The sequence below is a fragment of the Symbiopectobacterium sp. RP genome (assembly GCF_050472005.1).
In the GTDB taxonomy this organism is placed as follows: domain Bacteria; phylum Pseudomonadota; class Gammaproteobacteria; order Enterobacterales; family Enterobacteriaceae; genus Symbiopectobacterium.
Window position 1 is genome coordinate 487408 of sequence record NZ_JBGOGS010000002.1, and the last position, 16318, is coordinate 503725.

At 50.4% G+C, this 16318-nt stretch carries 9 protein-coding genes, 2 tRNA genes, 3 rRNA genes and 4 pseudogenes; 1 reads left to right on the forward strand and 17 read right to left on the reverse strand.

Going from position 1 to position 16318, the window contains the following annotated elements; genetic code table 11:
- Positions 1-12 precede the first annotated feature (12 nt).
- From ACD630_RS20730 to ACD630_RS20785, 12 genes and pseudogenes are all read right to left on the reverse strand, one after another.
- Positions 13-141, reverse strand: a complete 129-nt coding sequence (locus tag ACD630_RS20730; RefSeq protein WP_430360499.1) for a transposase — start codon at positions 139-141, stop codon at positions 13-15.
- A 166-nt stretch (positions 142-307) separates the two neighbouring features.
- Positions 308-1015, reverse strand: a complete 708-nt coding sequence (locus tag ACD630_RS20735) for an IS630 family transposase (protein WP_430360500.1) — start codon at positions 1013-1015, stop codon at positions 308-310.
- 235 nt (positions 1016-1250) lie between these two features.
- Positions 1251-1366: ribosomal RNA gene (gene rrf, locus ACD630_RS20740) — 5S ribosomal RNA — on the reverse strand.
- Between the two features lie 114 nt (positions 1367-1480).
- A 23S ribosomal RNA gene (locus ACD630_RS20745) occupies positions 1481-4387 on the reverse strand.
- Positions 4388-4559: 172 nt separating this feature from the next.
- A tRNA-Ala gene (locus ACD630_RS20750) sits at positions 4560-4635 on the reverse strand.
- Positions 4636-4740: 105 nt separating this feature from the next.
- Positions 4741-4817 (reverse strand) — tRNA-Ile (locus ACD630_RS20755).
- 75 nt (positions 4818-4892) lie between these two features.
- Positions 4893-6434: ribosomal RNA gene (locus tag ACD630_RS20760) — 16S ribosomal RNA — on the reverse strand.
- The 16S, 23S and 5S rRNA genes sit together here with 2 tRNA genes alongside, the layout of an rRNA operon.
- 431 nt (positions 6435-6865) lie before the next feature.
- Positions 6866-7393: pseudogene (hemG, locus tag ACD630_RS20765) on the reverse strand (menaquinone-dependent protoporphyrinogen IX dehydrogenase); the annotation flags it as partial.
- A 31-nt stretch (positions 7394-7424) separates the two neighbouring features.
- Positions 7425-8876 (reverse strand): Trk system potassium transporter TrkH, encoded by a 1452-nt coding sequence (trkH, locus tag ACD630_RS20770; protein WP_430360501.1) that lies wholly within the window; start codon positions 8874-8876, stop codon positions 7425-7427.
- 44 nt (positions 8877-8920) lie between these two features.
- Positions 8921-9506: pseudogene (locus ACD630_RS20775) on the reverse strand (YigZ family protein); the annotation flags it as partial.
- Positions 9407-9637, reverse strand: a pseudogene (locus ACD630_RS20780) (transposase); the annotation flags it as partial. The pseudogenes ACD630_RS20780 and ACD630_RS20775, both read right to left, overlap by 100 nt.
- Before the next feature lie 391 nt (positions 9638-10028).
- Positions 10029-10250, reverse strand: a complete 222-nt coding sequence (locus ACD630_RS20785; RefSeq protein WP_430360502.1) for a hypothetical protein — start codon at positions 10248-10250, stop codon at positions 10029-10031.
- A gap of 292 nt (positions 10251-10542) precedes the next feature.
- On the opposite strand from ACD630_RS20785, the pseudogene ACD630_RS20790 reads away from it, so the two are divergent.
- A pseudogene (locus tag ACD630_RS20790) lies at positions 10543-11677 on the forward strand (IS481 family transposase).
- A gap of 34 nt (positions 11678-11711) precedes the next feature.
- Here the strand turns inward: ACD630_RS20790 and ACD630_RS20795 are convergent.
- The 5 genes from ACD630_RS20795 to pstC form a co-directional block, all read right to left on the reverse strand.
- Positions 11712-12638: a hypothetical protein gene (locus ACD630_RS20795; RefSeq protein ID WP_430360495.1), complete on the reverse strand. Its 927-nt coding sequence runs from the start codon at positions 12636-12638 to the stop codon at positions 11712-11714.
- A 164-nt stretch (positions 12639-12802) separates the two neighbouring features.
- Positions 12803-13531 carry a phosphate signaling complex protein PhoU gene (gene phoU, locus ACD630_RS20800; RefSeq protein ID WP_430360503.1) on the reverse strand — a complete coding sequence of 243 codons (729 nt, stop codon included), beginning with the start codon at positions 13529-13531 and terminating at the stop codon, positions 12803-12805.
- Between the two features lie 14 nt (positions 13532-13545).
- Positions 13546-14322, reverse strand: a complete 777-nt coding sequence (gene pstB, locus ACD630_RS20805) for a phosphate ABC transporter ATP-binding protein PstB (RefSeq protein ID WP_430360504.1) — start codon at positions 14320-14322, stop codon at positions 13546-13548.
- 51 nt (positions 14323-14373) lie between these two features.
- On the reverse strand, positions 14374-15261 hold the full coding sequence (pstA, locus tag ACD630_RS20810; RefSeq protein WP_430360505.1) for a phosphate ABC transporter permease PstA: 888 nt from the start codon (positions 15259-15261) through the stop codon (positions 14374-14376).
- Entirely contained in the window at positions 15261-16220 is a 960-nt protein-coding gene (gene pstC, locus ACD630_RS20815; protein ID WP_430360506.1) for a phosphate ABC transporter permease PstC, read from the reverse strand. Before pstC ends, pstA begins: the two co-directional genes overlap by 1 nt.
- Between the last annotated feature and the right edge of the window lie 98 nt (positions 16221-16318).

Below are 16318 nucleotides of genomic sequence, written 5' to 3' on the forward strand. Positions count from 1 at the left end.
ACTTAATTTTGATTACATCATATGGACTGAGAACAAAATCTCTGTATCGCAACCACTCTCTCTTTTTTTGCTTTTTGCTTGTGCCCATTTATGCTCAATGGGGTTAAAATCTGGCGAATATGTAGGCAAATACTCCACCATATACCGGCTTTGTTGAATAAACATATTTTATGCTGCACCCCCGGTGAAACGACAGATCCTCGCAACGCAAAATCATGCAGTTAGGCCTCATAAGAAAACTGTAAACCTGAGGTGACAAGCATTTTCTACCAAAACTGGCTGACAAAACAGCATGACTCACTATTATTCAACAAAGCCCCATATACCCTGCATCGATGATGACTTGTTGAATATTATGTTTTTTGTGAAAAGTTGCATTGTCCATCACGATTACCCTGTTTTTAGGGAGTACTGCGATAAGGACTTGTGTGACCCAGGAATAGAAAACATCGCTGTTAATATTGATATCAAATAATCCGATAGCAAACAGCGTTGTGCCTAATAACGCGCCGATAACATTTGTTCTTCCCTTGGCTCCCCCGTTCTTCAGCCCAAAACAACGTTGACCTTTTGGGGAACAGCCGTGAGTCCGTGGGGTATCGTGTGGAAAACCACTTTCATCAATAAAAACAATAGGTTTGACTTCTTTTTCATACTGTTGTATTTTTTGTTGAAATGCTTGCCGGGCGCTTTCGTCGGCTTTCGGATGACGTAGCGTTTTTTTATAGGTCAATCCCAGCTTTTTAAGAGCTTGCCAAATGGCCTTCTGACAAACGCCAAAACGCTTTGCACGTTCTTTTTGGTAAGTATCTGGATATGGTTCAACATCTTTTATCAACTCGGATTTATCGCTCTTTCGCTGACGCGTGGTCGATGCTTTTGACGCTATTTGATTAATCCAACGCGATACAGAGGCAGGGCCAATCCGAAATTGCTTCGCTGTTTCTCGGATACTCAACCCTTCTTCTTCCCGTGTAGATATCACTTTACGTCTAAAATCAATTGAATAGCTCATTTAAATAATGTGATCAAAATTAAGTCGTTTAGCTATACCGCCTTATATAGCCAACTGACATTATTTTGATAACAGCCAGCTATGCTTTTTTTGCCGCATATCAGGGCATTGGCTGTAATCATTTTTAAGTCGGTTGGCTATATCAAAATCAGGCAATTACACAATATCGTGTACAGGCTCTCCACGCACAGCAAAAAGGGCTGTCCTCTCGGACAGCCCCTTCGCTATATTTAAAGCCTGGCAGTTCCCTACTCTCACATGGGGAAGCCCCACACTACCATCGGCGCTACGGCGTTTCACTTCTGAGTTCGGCATGGGGTCAGGTGGGACCACCGCGCTATCGCCGCCAGGCATATTCTATTTTATCTTACCCGTCCTCACGGACCAGCAAGACCAATCTGTCTACAAGCTGAACTTCACGAGTTCTGATTCTCTACACCAACACCAAAACACCTTCGGCGTTGTAAGGTTAAGCCTCACAGGTCATTAGTACTGGTTAGCTCAATGCATCGCTGCACTTACACACCCAGCCTATCTACGTCGTCGTCTTCAACGGCCTTTCAGCGTCCTCTAGGGACAAGGGAGAACTCATCTCGGGGCAAGTTTCGTGCTTAGATGCTTTCAGCACTTATCTCTTCCGCACGTAGCTACCGGGCAATGCCATTGGCATGACAACCCGAACACCAGTGGTGCGTTCACTCCGGTCCTCTCGTACTAGGAGCAACCCCCCCCAATTCTCCAACGCCCACGGCAGATAGGGACCGAACTGTCTCACGACGTTCTAAACCCAGCTCGCGTACCACTTTAAATGGCGAACAGCCATACCCTTGGGACCTACTTCAGCCCCAGGATGTGATGAGCCGACATCGAGGTGCCAAACACCGCCGTCGATATGAACTCTTGGGCGGTATCAGCCTGTTATCCCCGGAGTACCTTTTATCCGTTGAGCGATGGCCCTTCCATTCAGAACCACCGGATCACTAAGACCTACTTTCGTACCTGCTCGAGCCGTCACTCTCGCAGTCAAGCTAGCTTATGCCTTTGCACTAACCTCCTGATGTCCGACCAGGATTAGCTAACCTTCGTGCTCCTCCGTTACTCTTTGGGAGGAGACCGCCCCAGTCAAACTACCCACCAGACACTGTCCCCAGTCCGGATTACGGACCCAGGTTAGAACATCAAACATTAAAGGGTGGTATTTCAAGGTTGGCTCCATGCAGACTGGCGTCCACACTTCAAAGCCTCCCACCTATCCTACACATCAAGGCTCAAGGTTCAGTGTCAAGCTATAGTAAAGGTTCACGGGGTCTTTCCGTCTTGCCGCGGGTACACTGCATCTTCACAGCGAGTTCAATTTCACTGAGTCTCGGGTGGAGACAGCCTGGCCATCATTACGCCATTCGTGCAGGTCGGAACTTACCCGACAAGGAATTTCGCTACCTTAGGACCGTTATAGTTACGGCCGCCGTTTACTGGGGCTTCGATCAAGAGCTTCTCCTTGCGGATAACCCCATCAATTAACCTTCCAGCACCGGGCAGGCGTCACACCGTATACGTCCACTTTCGTGTTTGCACAGTGCTGTGTTTTTATTAAACAGTTGCAGCCAGCTGGTATCTGCGACTGCGCAAAGCTTCAGGAGCAAGTCCCTACACCTCGCACAGCGTGCCTTCTCCCGAAGTTACGGCACCATTTTGCCTAGTTCCTTCACCCGAGTTCTCTCAAGCGCCTTGGTATTCTCTACCTGACCACCTGTGTCGGTTTGGGGTACGATCCAATGTTACCTGATGCTTAGAGGCTTTTCCTGGAAGCTGGGCATCTGTCACTTCAGTACCGTAGTACCTCGTCATCACGCCTCAGTGTTTAATAGCAACCCGGATTTACCAAAGTCACCCACCTACACGCTTAAACCGGGACAACCGTCGCCCGGATGACATAGCCTTCTCCGTCCCCCCTTCGCAGTAACACCAAGTACAGGAATATTAACCTGTTTCCCATCGACTACGCCTTTCGGCCTCGCCTTAGGGGTCGACTCACCCTGCCCCGATTAACGTTGGACAGGAACCCTTGGTCTTCCGGCGAGCGGGCTTTTCACCCGCTTTATCGTTACTTATGTCAGCATTCGCACTTCTGATACCTTCAGCAAACCTCACAGTTCACCTTCAACGGCTTACAGAACGCTCCCCTACCCAACAACACTAAGTGTCGCTGCCGCAGCTTCGGTGCATGGTTTAGCCCCGTTACATCTTCCGCGCAGGCCGACTCGACCAGTGAGCTATTACGCTTTCTTTAAATGATGGCTGCTTCTAAGCCAACATCCTGGCTGTCTATGCCTTCCCACATCGTTTCCCACTTAACCATGACTTTGGGACCTTAGCTGGCGGTCTGGGTTGTTTCCCTCTTCACGACGAACGTTAGCACCCGCCGTGTGTCTCCCGTGATAACATTCTTCGGTATTCGTAGTTTGCATCGGGTTGGTAAGTCGGGATGACCCCCTAGCCGAAACAGTGCTCTACCCCCGAAGATGAATTCACGAGGCGCTACCTAAATAGCTTTCGGGGAGAACCAGCTATCTCCCGGTTTGATTGGCCTTTCACCCCCAGCCACAAGTCATCCGCTAATTTTTCAACATTAGTCGGTTCGGTCCTCCAGTTAGTGTTACCCAACCTTCAACCTGCCCATGGCTAGATCACCGGGTTTCGGGTCTATACCCTGCAACTTAACGCCCAGTTAAGACTCGGTTTCCCTGCGGCTCCCCTATGCGGTTAACCTTGCTACAGAATATAAGTCGCTGACCCATTATACAAAAGGTACGCAGTCACACCCCGAAGGATGCTCCCACTGCTTGTACGTACACAGTTTCAGGTTCTGTTTCACTCCCCTCGCCGGGGTTCTTTTCGCCTTTCCCTCACGGTACTGGTTCACTATCGGTCAGTCAGGAGTATTTAGCCTTGGAGGATGGTCCCCCCATATTCAGACAGGATAACACGTGTCCCGCCCTACTCATCGAGCTCACAACCTGTGCGTCTTCGTGTACGGGACTATCACCCTTTACTGTGCGACTTTCCAGACGCTTCCACTGACACACAAGCTGATTCAGACTCTGGGCTCTTCCCCGTTCGCTCGCCGCTACTGGGGGAATCTCGGTTGATTTCTTTTCCTCGGGGTACTGAGATGTTTCAGTTCCCCCGGTTCGCCTCATGCCACTATGTATTCATGACATGATAGTGCAACGAATTGCACTGGGTTTCCCCATTCGGGTATCGTCGGTTATAACGCTTCATATCAGCTTGCCGACGCTTTTCGCAGATTAGCACGCCCTTCATCGCCTCTGACTGCCTAGGCATCCACCGTGTACGCTTATTCACTTAACCTCACAACCCGAAAATGTCTCGGGTGTGAAAGCTTGAGAGAATCACAATATTGGTAGTGAGCCAATATTGCTCGTTTCAATTTTCAGCTTGTTCCAGATTGTTAAAGAGCAAAATACTTCGCAGCATACTGTCAAACAGTACACTCTGAAGTATTGGGTATCAAGACGGTAAATGGTGGAGCTATGCGGGATCGAACCGCAGACCTCCTGCGTGCAAAGCAGGCGCTCTCCCAGCTGAGCTATAGCCCCATCGAATAGTAAACCTTTGCCAAATCGCTCTCAGGCAAGGCGCGAGTTCGCGAAGCATACATCAGTATGCGAGTGGGCGAGCATACGCAGCATTGAGAACGATTTTGGTAGGCCTGAGTGGACTTGAACCACCGACCTCACCCTTATCAGGGGTGCGCTCTAACCACCTGAGCTACAAGCCTATAAGGTCTTCTAACCGCTCGATTTCTTTCATCAGACAATCTGTGTGAACACTTCACAGAATCAGTACCATCAGGTAAGGAGGTGATCCAACCGCAGGTTCCCCTACGGTTACCTTGTTACGACTTCACCCCAGTCATGAATCACAAAGTGGTAAGCGCCCTCCCGAAGGTTAAGCTACCTACTTCTTTTGCAACCCACTCCCATGGTGTGACGGGCGGTGTGTACAAGGCCCGGGAACGTATTCACCGTAGCATTCTGATCTACGATTACTAGCGATTCCGACTTCATGGAGTCGAGTTGCAGACTCCAATCCGGACTACGACGTACTTTATGAGGTCCGCTTACTCTCGCGAGGTCGCTTCTCTTTGTATACGCCATTGTAGCACGTGTGTAGCCCTACTCGTAAGGGCCATGATGACTTGACGTCATCCCCACCTTCCTCCAGTTTATCACTGGCAGTCTCCTTTGAGTTCCCGACCGAATCGCTGGCAACAAAGGATAAGGGTTGCGCTCGTTGCGGGACTTAACCCAACATTTCACAACACGAGCTGACGACAGCCATGCAGCACCTGTCTCAGAGTTCCCGAAGGCACCTTCGTATCTCTACAAAGTTCTCTGGATGTCAAGAGTAGGTAAGGTTCTTCGCGTTGCATCGAATTAAACCACATGCTCCACCGCTTGTGCGGGCCCCCGTCAATTCATTTGAGTTTTAACCTTGCGGCCGTACTCCCCAGGCGGTCGATTTAACGCGTTAGCTCCGGAAGCCACGCCTCAAGGGCACAACCTCCAAATCGACATCGTTTACAGCGTGGACTACCAGGGTATCTAATCCTGTTTGCTCCCCACGCTTTCGCACCTGAGCGTCAGTCTTCGTCCAGGGGGCCGCCTTCGCCACCGGTATTCCTCCAGATCTCTACGCATTTCACCGCTACACCTGGAATTCTACCCCCCTCTACGAGACTCTAGCTTGCCAGTTTTGAATGCAGTTCCCAGGTTAAGCCCGGGGATTTCACATCCAACTTAACAAACCGCCTGCGTGCGCTTTACGCCCAGTCATTCCGATTAACGCTTGCACCCTCCGTATTACCGCGGCTGCTGGCACGGAGTTAGCCGGTGCTTCTTCTGCGAGTCACGTCAATCAGCAAGGTTATTAACCTTGCTGCCTTCCTCCTCGCTGAAAGTGCTTTACAACCCGAAGGCCTTCTTCACACACGCGGCATGGCTGCATCAGGCTTGCGCCCATTGTGCAATATTCCCCACTGCTGCCTCCCGTAGGAGTCTGGACCGTGTCTCAGTTCCAGTGTGGCTGGTCATCCTCTCAGACCAGCTAGGGATCGTCGCCTAGGTGAGCCATTACCTCACCTACTAGCTAATCCCATCTGGGCACATCTGATGGCGTGAGGCCCGAAAGTCCCCCACTTTGGTCTTGCGACGTTATGCGGTATTAGCTACCGTTTCCAGTAGTTATCCCCCTCCATCAGGCAGTTTCCCAGACATTACTCACCCGTCCGCCGCTCGTCACCCAGAGAGCAAGCTCTCTTGTGCTACCGCTCGACTTGCATGTGTTAGGCCTGCCGCCAGCGTTCAATCTGAGCCATGATCAAACTCTTCAATTTAAAGTTTGATTTGCTTCTACTCGAGAAGCGATGCTCAAAGAATTATTACTGTCAGTTCGTAATGAATTAACTGTTGTTCACTCTTCAAGACTTTTATTTTTTTAAGCCCGAAGGCTTTACGATAAAGTCCTGTGAGTGCCCACACAGATTGTCTGATCAATTGTTAAAGAGCGTTGCCACATCTACCGTGGCGCGGGAGGGGCATACTACGCTGCACCGCTGAAAAGTCAACGTTAATTTTTTTTTCAATTTCGCGTTCGGCTTTTCTGTTTTACTTCTTACCGTTACCACAACCGCGTGTCGCTGTTGCCGTGTCAGTAGAGGCGCAGTATAGACACTTCTCGCGCCCTGACAAGGGCTAATTTCAATTTTATTTTCGAGTGGGTGTTTTTTCGGCAGAGCGTACTAAACATCAGCATTAAACGCGTTTTTTTTGCACCAAGCTGAGCAAATTCATGTGCGAAATGCTCAACCTGTTGCCAATCGGTGTATTCAATCTCTTTACTGCTGTCCGTCTCACCACCGGTCATTCTCATAATAAGCTGAATCATCACCCGGTCGAGCCAACCATAGCGCGGATAGCGCAGTGCACCGGCAAACACACCGCACAGTGCTGGCTGCCACGGGGAGCGCAGCAAAAACTTCCGGGTGTAGGGATTGGTTTGTGCCGTGCGCTTTTCTGGCTTACGCGCGGTCAGATTCACAGAGAAGAAGGCATTTGGCAGACGCTGCAATTCCCCCACGTGTTGTTTGATAAAAGCATAAACCTCGGGCTGGAAATGACCATAACGCACCGAAGCACCGATCAGAATGCGATCGTAATGCGCGGGTTCGATATTGTCAGCGGCTGTAATGTTCACCACATCGCACTCGACCTTACCCTTTAGCACCGTCGAGATATAAGAGGCGATAGCCTTGGTTTGACCATCCTTACTGGAAAAAAGTATCAACGCTTTCATAGGTCATTGCTCTTTGGCTTTTTGTTTTAGGTTATGCGCGCCAGAACGTAGGTGTAAACAACACCAGCAAGGTAAACACCTCAAGACGCCCGAACAGCATGGTTGAAATCAGAATCCATTTCGCTGCGTCATTCATGGTGGTGAAGTTATCGGCCACTACCCCTAATCCCGGCCCCAGATTGTTTAACGTCGCCGTGACAGCGGCAAAAGCAGAAAAATCATCCACACCGGTGGCTATAACTGCCAGCATACTGACAATAAACACCAACGCATAGGCGGAGAAAAAGCCCCATACCGCTTCGAGGATCCGCTCCGGCAAGGCACGACGTCCAAGTTTGATGGTATAGACCGCTTTAGGGTGCACCAATCGTTTGAGCTCGCGGTGTCCTTGCAAGAACAACAGCAGGATACGAATCACTTTTAAGCCACCGCCCGTCGACCCCGCGCACCCGCCGATAAAAGCAGAGCACAACAGCAAAACAGGCAAGAATAGCGGCCAGGCGGCAAAACTGCTGGTGGTAAACCCTGCGGTGGTCGCCATGGATACCACCTGGAAAAACGCCTGATTCAGCGTCTGGATACCGCTGCCATAAACATTATGGAACCACAGCACCAGCGTGCACACCGCCACCAGCGACATCTGAACGAAGATGAACATGCGAAATTCCGGATCGCGACCGTACACCTTGAGACTTCTGCCACTCAGCATGGCAAAGTGCAAACCGTAATTACAGCCAGAAATCAGCAGAAACACCGCGATGATGGTATTGATAGTAGGGCTGTTGAAATAGCCGATGCTGGCGTCATGGGTTGAAAAGCCACCGATGGCAATGGTGGAAAAGCTGTGCCCGATAGCATCAAACAGTGACATCCCCGCCAACCACAGCGCTACCGCACAGGCCACGGTAAGCAGCACATAGATCATCCATAATGTTTTCGCGGTTTCTGCGATGCGAGGCCGCATTTTATTATCTTTCAACGGGCCAGGCATCTCAGCACGGTAGAGCTGCATCCCTCCAACGCCGAGGATAGGCAGAATCGCCACCGCTAATACGATGATCCCCATCCCACCGAACCACTGCAACATCTGCCGGTAAAACAGAATGGCCTTTGGCAAAGAATCCAACCCGACCAGTGTGGTCGCGCCCGTGGTGGTTAAGCCGGAGAATGATTCGAAAAAGGCATCGCTGACGCTAAGGTTTGGATGTTCAGAGAAGATAAAGGGCAATGCCCCTACGCTACCCAGCACGGTCCAAAACAGCACCACAATCAAGAAGCCTTCTCGCGAGGCCAGCTCATGCTTGTGTTTACGATTGGGAAACCAGAGCGCGCTGCCGATAAACAGGGCAACCAGAAAGGTTTGCGTGAATGCCCGTCCTGCGCCGTCACGATAAATCAGAGCAACCAGGCCAGGGATAAACATGGTCCCGGAAAACAGAATAACCAGTAACCCAACAATGCGGGTAATGGCGCGCAGGTGCATGGATAAACATCCTTAACGAGTCATCAAACAGCGCTGAATTATTATCATATAATGGATATTTGCAACGTTCCCCTGCTTATATCGCCCAAACGGCGCACCGTTTCTTGGTAAGCACTGTCAGGGATCGCCACCTGCAACGTCACTTCTGCACCATAATCGCAGTGATTCACTTCACCACCCATCTGCCGAATCAACGCGCTGACGGGCGCATGTAAGGTATAGCCAAGCGACATTGCTTTTTCGATAACAATTAGTTGCATTTTTTTGCCACATATCAGGGTATTGGCTGTAATCATTTTTAAGTCGGTTGGCTATATAGTCGCATTGTAGCCGATACGCCGTGCGCAGCACTTTTTCCAGCGTTTCCACGTGCTTCAATGCGTGCTGGACACCGCCACCATACGCCTTGACCAATCCCCCAGTACCTAGCGGAATGCCGCCATAGTAACGCACCGAGGCAGCGGTTATCTCACCGATTCCGCTCCCCATCAGCTGCGCCAGCATGGGTTTTCCCGCCGTTCCTGAAGGCTCACCATCATCCGAAAAGCCCTCAATGAAAGGCCAAACACGCGTTTCATCATCCGGACTGTGGTGATGGCCATATCTGAGTAGTGGAGCGGTCGTCCACGCCGTTCAGTAGTGTTTTTTTCCGTCCATGCAGCAATGGCTGATTCATCTAGCCATACGGTTAGAGAACCGCGCTGCTTGAGGGCCTTGTTATAAGAGGGCCAGTTGGTAATTTTAAAATTTTGTTTTGCCATGGAGACCTGATTTTGAAACAACTGTGTTGATCTGCTCCGATGATTACCCAAAAGTTCTATTTATTCAACAAAGCCAACAATTAGCTGTATTTTTTGCCACATATCAGGGCATTGGCTGTAATCATTTTTAAGTCGGTTGGCTATCATTGTGCTATAACACACAAACCTCTGCATCCAACCATCAACAACATGCCCCTGACGGGGCGTATGAGGTTGCTGATAAACAGCCCGACTCCCACTGTCATTCCCGCGAAGGCGGGAATCTCTTGCCGAAGGAACGCGTTTATTCACACAGAGATCCCCGGCTTCCGCTGAGGATGACGAGGGGGGTAGAGTGACTTTGTCAGCAGTCTGCCCCCCTGACCCATAGGTATCTACACATCATAAAGGGTTAAAAACCACCATCAGCTAAGTGGGCAAGTTCTTCCGGGGTATAGTCTGCTAATAACGTCAAGGTATTTAGCAGGATGGATAGTCCGGCAAGCAGCGCTGGGGCGCTTTCTTTACGCCCTCGTTTTTGTTGTCGTCCGGATAATCGGCAAATTAACTGACGGGCTGCCGCATTGTCGTCTCCTTCAGCGCGTTGCAGCCGCCATACCAGCACACATGCCATGCTAGCTATCAATAACCTGCGTAGCAGGGCACCAGCACTGCGCTCAAGCCATTTTTCTACATCATGACCGGCACCTTTCAGCAGCTTAAAAAAGGATTCAATACCCCAGCGCCAGTAATACCAGCGAGCGACTTCCGCGCTGGTGATCTCGTTGCTAACGTTTGTGAGCAGCGTCCAGCGTCCGATAAATTGTATTAGTCGCGACTAGATCTGACACTGGACCTTGAAAGGTTGAGAGTTACCGGTTTTGATATGGGTGTCTAATCCTTAAACAAAACGCGAGGTAACTCTCATGCTTCATACTAACAATCCCATTATCAAACACAAAGCCGGCCTGCTCAATCTCGCCGAAGAACTCAGTATAGCCAACCGACTTAAAAATGATTACAGCCAATGCCCTGATATGTGGCAAAAAAATACAGCTAATTGTTATCAAAATAATGTCGCTTGGCTATAACGTATCAAAAGCCTGCAAGATCATGGGCGTGTCACGCGATACATTTTACCGTTATCAGGAACTGGCTGCTGAAGGCGGCATTGATGCGCTGCTTAACCAGAACCGCCGGGTTCCGAACCTGAAGAACCGCGCCGACGAAGCCACTAAACGCGCGGTTGTTGATTATGCTATTGAGTTCCCGCCCCATGGGCAGCACCGGACCAGTAATGAGCTGCGTAAAAAAGGCGTATTTATCTCCGGCAGCGGCGTGCACTCCATCTGGCAACGACACGACCTGGAGAACTTCCGTAAACGCCTGAAGGCGCTTGAGGAAAAGGTCGCCAGAGAAGGCATTGTCCTTACCGACGCTCAAATCGCAGCCCTGGAGAAGAAGGCGCACGATGATGAGGCCTGCGGTGAAATCGAGACAGCACATCCCGGGTATCTGGGCTCGCAGGACACCTTCTACGTGGGCAATCTGAAGGGGGTGGGCCGTATCTACCAGCAGACGTTCGTGGATACGTACTCGAAAGTGGCGCACTGCAAGCTGTATACGAATAAAACACCGCTCACCGCCGCCGACCTGCTCAATGATAGCGTACTCCCGTTCTACGAGGCTCAGGGACTGCCGGTGCTGAGAATACTGACCGACAGGGGTACGGAGTACTGTGGTAAAGTGGAGCAGCATGATTATCAGCTTTATCTGGCTATCAACGATATCGAGCATACGAAAACGAAGGCGACGTCTCCGCAGACGAACGGCATCTGCGAGCGCTTCCATAAAACCATTTTGCAGGATTTTTATCAGGTTACGTTCGGCAAGAAGTTATATGGAGACCTGGAAAGCCTGCAGGTAGATCTGGACAACTGGTTGTGGCATTACAATAATGAGAGAACTCATCAGGGAAAAATGTGCTGCGGGCGTACGCCGATGGCCACTTTACTCGATGGAAAACGGATCTGGGCAGAAAAGAATCTGAACCAGATGTAATCTGACAGACACCTGTATAAATAATCGGTAACTGTCAGATCAGGTCTGAGCTAGTACAGATAAATTTACCGTGAGTATCGGTAAGGCGAACCACAACTAATCTGAGTGTCAGAGCTACGCCTGGCTGAACTTTCACTCGCCGTCCGGTGCTCTTGTCTTTCCGCTTCGGTTTTGCTGTTCGCGTTATGATCACGGATGTTTCCCCGATCTCCATATTGGCTTTTTTCCCTTTCCAGCCAACCTGTCCGTTTGCGATAAATGGCAGATCGTCTGCAATTTCACCAATTTTACGGGTGTCACCGCCCCACTCGGCCCGATGCCCTTCCTTTCCCCGGATAAGCCAACATATTCCCTGGGAGCTTAATGTGCGCATATGCCCGATAAAGTCACCTTCACGGTCAATGAGATGAACTAACTTCTTCCCGGTATCAAGAGACTCAACGTGGGCGATATCAGCCCTCAAAGCATCCATATGAGTCAGACTCTCAGACAAGCCCTCGGTTAGCGTTGAACGACAACCCGCCCTATCGGTTAGAGTTTGAGACAGGGGCGCTATTGGTAAACCATTTGCAGCATCAACCAGTAGGCGGGTTTGTAGTTCATAACCGACGTCACCACCATGCGTCATTTTCAAACGTTCTTCTTTCCCATTGTGGGTACGAAACTGTAAATGAGACCAGTCGTGAACGACGAGAGCGTATGGATGCGGGCTAAGTGCAACCTGCCGGAGAGCCAGCGAAATAATCGGTTCATTGAGCTGACTGAAGCTAATACGTTCATTATTAAAAAAACGCCAACCGGCCTGAGTAGTGGCGAATGTTGTTTTCTGCGCGCAGGCAAGGTCTTTAACGGCTGACGCCAGTGGTGCTGGGGGAGTCATGTGTTGCTTAACCAGACGCTGATAACGCCGGTTAAGGCGGGCATCAATCCCGCCGATGGATAAGTTGAGATCATGCAGCAACGTAATAGCAGATATAGCCAAGCGACATTATTTTGATAACAATTAGCTGTATTTTTTTGCCACATATCAGGGTATTTACTGTAATTATTTTTAAGTCGTTTGGCTATATTGCAAAAGATGTGTAGATACCTATGCCCCCTGACAGGGGATATTGTCAGTGAAAATCACTGAGGTGCAGGTCCGTTTTTCTCTTTCTCCAGCAGTTTTTCCAGCGCATCACCACCAATATGGCGGAAATCCTGCCCTTTAACGAAGTAGAAAATGAACTCGCAGATGTTCTGGCAACGGTCGCCAATGCGTTCGATTGAGCGGGCGCAAAACAGCGCGGTCAATACGCTCGGAATGGTACGTGAGTCTTCCATCATGTGCGTCATCAGTTGGCGCACAATGCCTTCATACTCTTTATCGACCTTCTTGTCTTCGCGATAAATACGGATAGCTTCATCCAGATCCATGCGCGCAAAGGCGTCCAGTACGTCATGCAGCATTTCTACCGTATGACGACCCAACGATTCCAAGCTAACCAGCAAATGCTGATGCGAATATTTCTCCAATGCGGTGCGACAGATTTTATCCGCTACATCGCCAATACGCTCCAGTTCAGAAATGGTTTTGATGATTGCCATCACCAGACGCAAATCACTCGCCGTTGGCTGACGCTTAGCGATGATACGCACACAGGCTTCATCGATGGTCACCTCCATCAAGTTCACCTTGGCATCACCTTCAATCACGCGCTGGGCCAATTCCGCGTCACGGTTGTGCATTGCCGTAATGGCATACGTCAGTTGCTGCTCAACCAAACCGCCCATGGTCATCACTTGGGTGCGAATGTGCTCAAGCTCAGCGTTGAACTGCCCGGAAATGTGTTTGTTCAGATTCAGATTGTCCATGATGCTTCCTGTAATTAACCATAGCGACCGGTAATGTAGTCTTCGGTCTGTTTCTGTTTGGGCGCGGTAAACAGGGTATCTGTATCGCTAAATTCGATCAGTTCGCCCAAGTACATAAATGCCGTATGATCCGAACAGCGTGCCGCCTGTTGCATGTTGTGGGTGACGATCACCACGGTATAATCTTTCTTCAATTCGGAAATCAGTTCTTCGATACGGCCCGTAGAGATAGGGTCCAGCGCCGAACAAGGTTCATCAAGCAGCAATACATCAGGACGGATAGCGATACCGCGCGCAATGCACAAACGCTGCTGCTGACCACCCGAGAGACTGTATCCGCTCTGGTGCAGCTTATCTTTGGTTTCCTGCCACAATGCGGCTTTGGTCAATGCCCACTGCACGCGCTCATCCATATCGGTGCGGGAAAGTTTTTCGAACAAACGCACACCGAAGGCAATATTGTCATAAATCGACATCGGGAACGGGGTTGGCTTCTGGAACACCATGCCCACCTTGGCACGCAGCAACCCCACATCCTGCTTGTCAGTAAGAATGTTTTTACCATCCAGCAAAATATCCCCCTCCGCACGCTGTTCCGGATACAGCTGATACATTTTATTCAGCGTGCGCAACAGTGTGGATTTGCCGCAGCCAGACGGGCCGATAAATGCGGTAACCTGATTGGTGGCAATATCCAGCGTAATGTCTTTCAGCGCATGGAATTTTCCATAATAGAAATTCAAATTGCGCACCTGGATTTTGTAGTTGGATGTCTCGGTAGCCATACTCATTAAGACTTCTCTCTTTTAACTGGTGTGTCGTCCGACACACCGTTGAATCCATTAATGTTTCTTTTTCGCGAACAAAATACGCGCGACAATGTTCAGCAGCAGCACGCACAGCGTAATCAGTAGCACCCCCGCCCAGGCCAGCTGTTGCCACTCTACAAACGGGCTCATGGCAAACTTAAAGATGGTGACGGGCAGGTTAGCGATCGGGTGCATCATGTCGGTGTTCCAGAACTGGTTGGACAGCGACGTAAACAGCAACGGTGCGGTTTCCCCGGCGATGCGGGCGATTGCCAGCAGTACGCCAGTGATAATGCCGGAGACAGAGACTTTCAATGTGATGGCCGAAATCATTTTCCACTTCGGCGTTCCCAGCGCATAAGCCGCTTCACGCAGGCTATCGGGAACCAGTTTCAGCATGTTCTCTATGGTACGAATCACGATAGGCACCTGCAATAGCGCCAGCGCAATCCCCCCCGCCCACCCCGAGAAGTGCTGCATCTTTGTCACGACAATCGAGTAGACAAACAAGCCAACCACAATCGAAGGTGCTGACAATAAGATATCGTTAATAAAGCGAATCACTTCGGCAACAATGGATTTGCGACCATATTCCGCTAGGTAGATACCCGCCATAATGCTGAGCGGTGTACCAAAGACCGTGGCCCAGAAAATCAGCAATCCACTGCCGACAATGGCGTTGGCAAGCCCACCACCTGCGGTATTGGGTGGCGGCGTCATTTCGGTAAACAGCGCCAGCGACATGCCGTCGATTCCTCGCACTACGGTAGAGAACAGGATCCACACCAGCCAGAACAGGCCAAATGCCATGGTTGTCATGGAGAGGCATAGCGCAATGCGGTTCTTCTGGCGACGCCAAGCCTGCATTTTCTGCCGGGTACGCGCCAGAGTGGCTTCTTGTTCCATTCCTAACGCCGCCATTAGCGTGCCCCCTCATTTTTTGCCAAAAGCATAATCATCAACTTAGACAGCGCCAGCACGATAAAGGTAATCACAAACAGGATAAGACCAAGCTGCATCAATGCCGCCGTATGCAGGCCAGATTCCGCTTCGGCAAACTCGTTCGCCAGCGCGGAAGTGATACTGTTGCCGGGCATAAACAGAGACAGGCTGTCCAACTGGTAGGTGTTACCGATAATAAAGGTCACCGCCATGGTTTCACCCAGTGCACGCCCCAGCCCCAGCATGACGCCGCCAATCACCCCGTTTTTGGTGTATGGCAATACGATGCGCCAAATCACTTCCCAGGTGGTACAACCAATACCGTAGGCTGACTCTTTCATCATTACCGGTGTTTGCTCAAACACGTCGCGCATTACGGCAGCGATATAAGGAATGATCATGATGGCCAGAATCACACCGGCGGCCAGAATACCGATACCAAACGCAGGACCAGAGAACAGTGTGCCCAAAATAGGAATGCCGGACAGGATACTCCCAACCGGTTGCTGGAAGTATTTGGCAAACAACGGTGCGAAAATAAACAGACCCCACATGCCGTAAACGATACTCGGAATGGCGGCCAATAATTCGATGGCAACGCCCAACGGGCGTTTCAGCCAGTTCGGTGCTAACTCCGTCAGGAACAGGGCGATACCGAAGCTGATAGGAATAGCAATGATCAGGGCAATCAGCGAGGTCACGACGGTACCGTAAATCGGCACCAGCGCACCAAACTGCCCGGCAGGCGCGTCCCACTCTTTAGTCCACAGAAACGCAAAGCCAAACTTCTCAATGCTCGGCCAAGATGCCACAATCAGCGATACGATGATGCTGCCCAGCAGCAGCAGCGTGAGCAGCGCGGAGAATCTCACCAGTGCGCTAAAGATGACGTCGCCCAGCTTTCCGGGGGCTTTCATGGTTGGCTTATACTCAGCCATAGGGCTCTCTTCTTCAGTGTTAATCATTTAACAGGCAAAGGCAGACGGGCTTCCTGCCCATCCGCCATAACTTATGTCAGTGCCTTGTTAACCGCACA

Bases quoted from the DNA above. Each gene is read 5' to 3' on its own strand.
- ACD630_RS20730 (WP_430360499.1), bottom strand. From the start codon at position 141: ATGGTGGAGTATTTGCCTACATATTCGCCAGATTTTAACCCCATTGAG.
- ACD630_RS20735 (WP_430360500.1), bottom strand. From the start codon at position 1,015: ATGAGCTATTCAATTGATTTTAGACGTAAAGTGATATCTACACGGGAA.
- trkH (WP_430360501.1), bottom strand. From the start codon at position 8,876: ATGCACCTGCGCGCCATTACCCGCATTGTTGGGTTACTGGTTATTCTG.
- ACD630_RS20785 (WP_430360502.1), bottom strand. From the start codon at position 10,250: ATGGCATGTGTGCTGGTATGGCGGCTGCAACGCGCTGAAGGAGACGAC.
- phoU (WP_430360503.1), bottom strand. From the start codon at position 13,531: ATGGACAATCTGAATCTGAACAAACACATTTCCGGGCAGTTCAACGCT.
- pstB (WP_430360504.1), bottom strand. From the start codon at position 14,322: ATGAGTATGGCTACCGAGACATCCAACTACAAAATCCAGGTGCGCAAT.
- pstA (WP_430360505.1), bottom strand. From the start codon at position 15,261: ATGGCGGCGTTAGGAATGGAACAAGAAGCCACTCTGGCGCGTACCCGG.
- pstC (WP_430360506.1), bottom strand. From the start codon at position 16,220: ATGGCTGAGTATAAGCCAACCATGAAAGCCCCCGGAAAGCTGGGCGAC.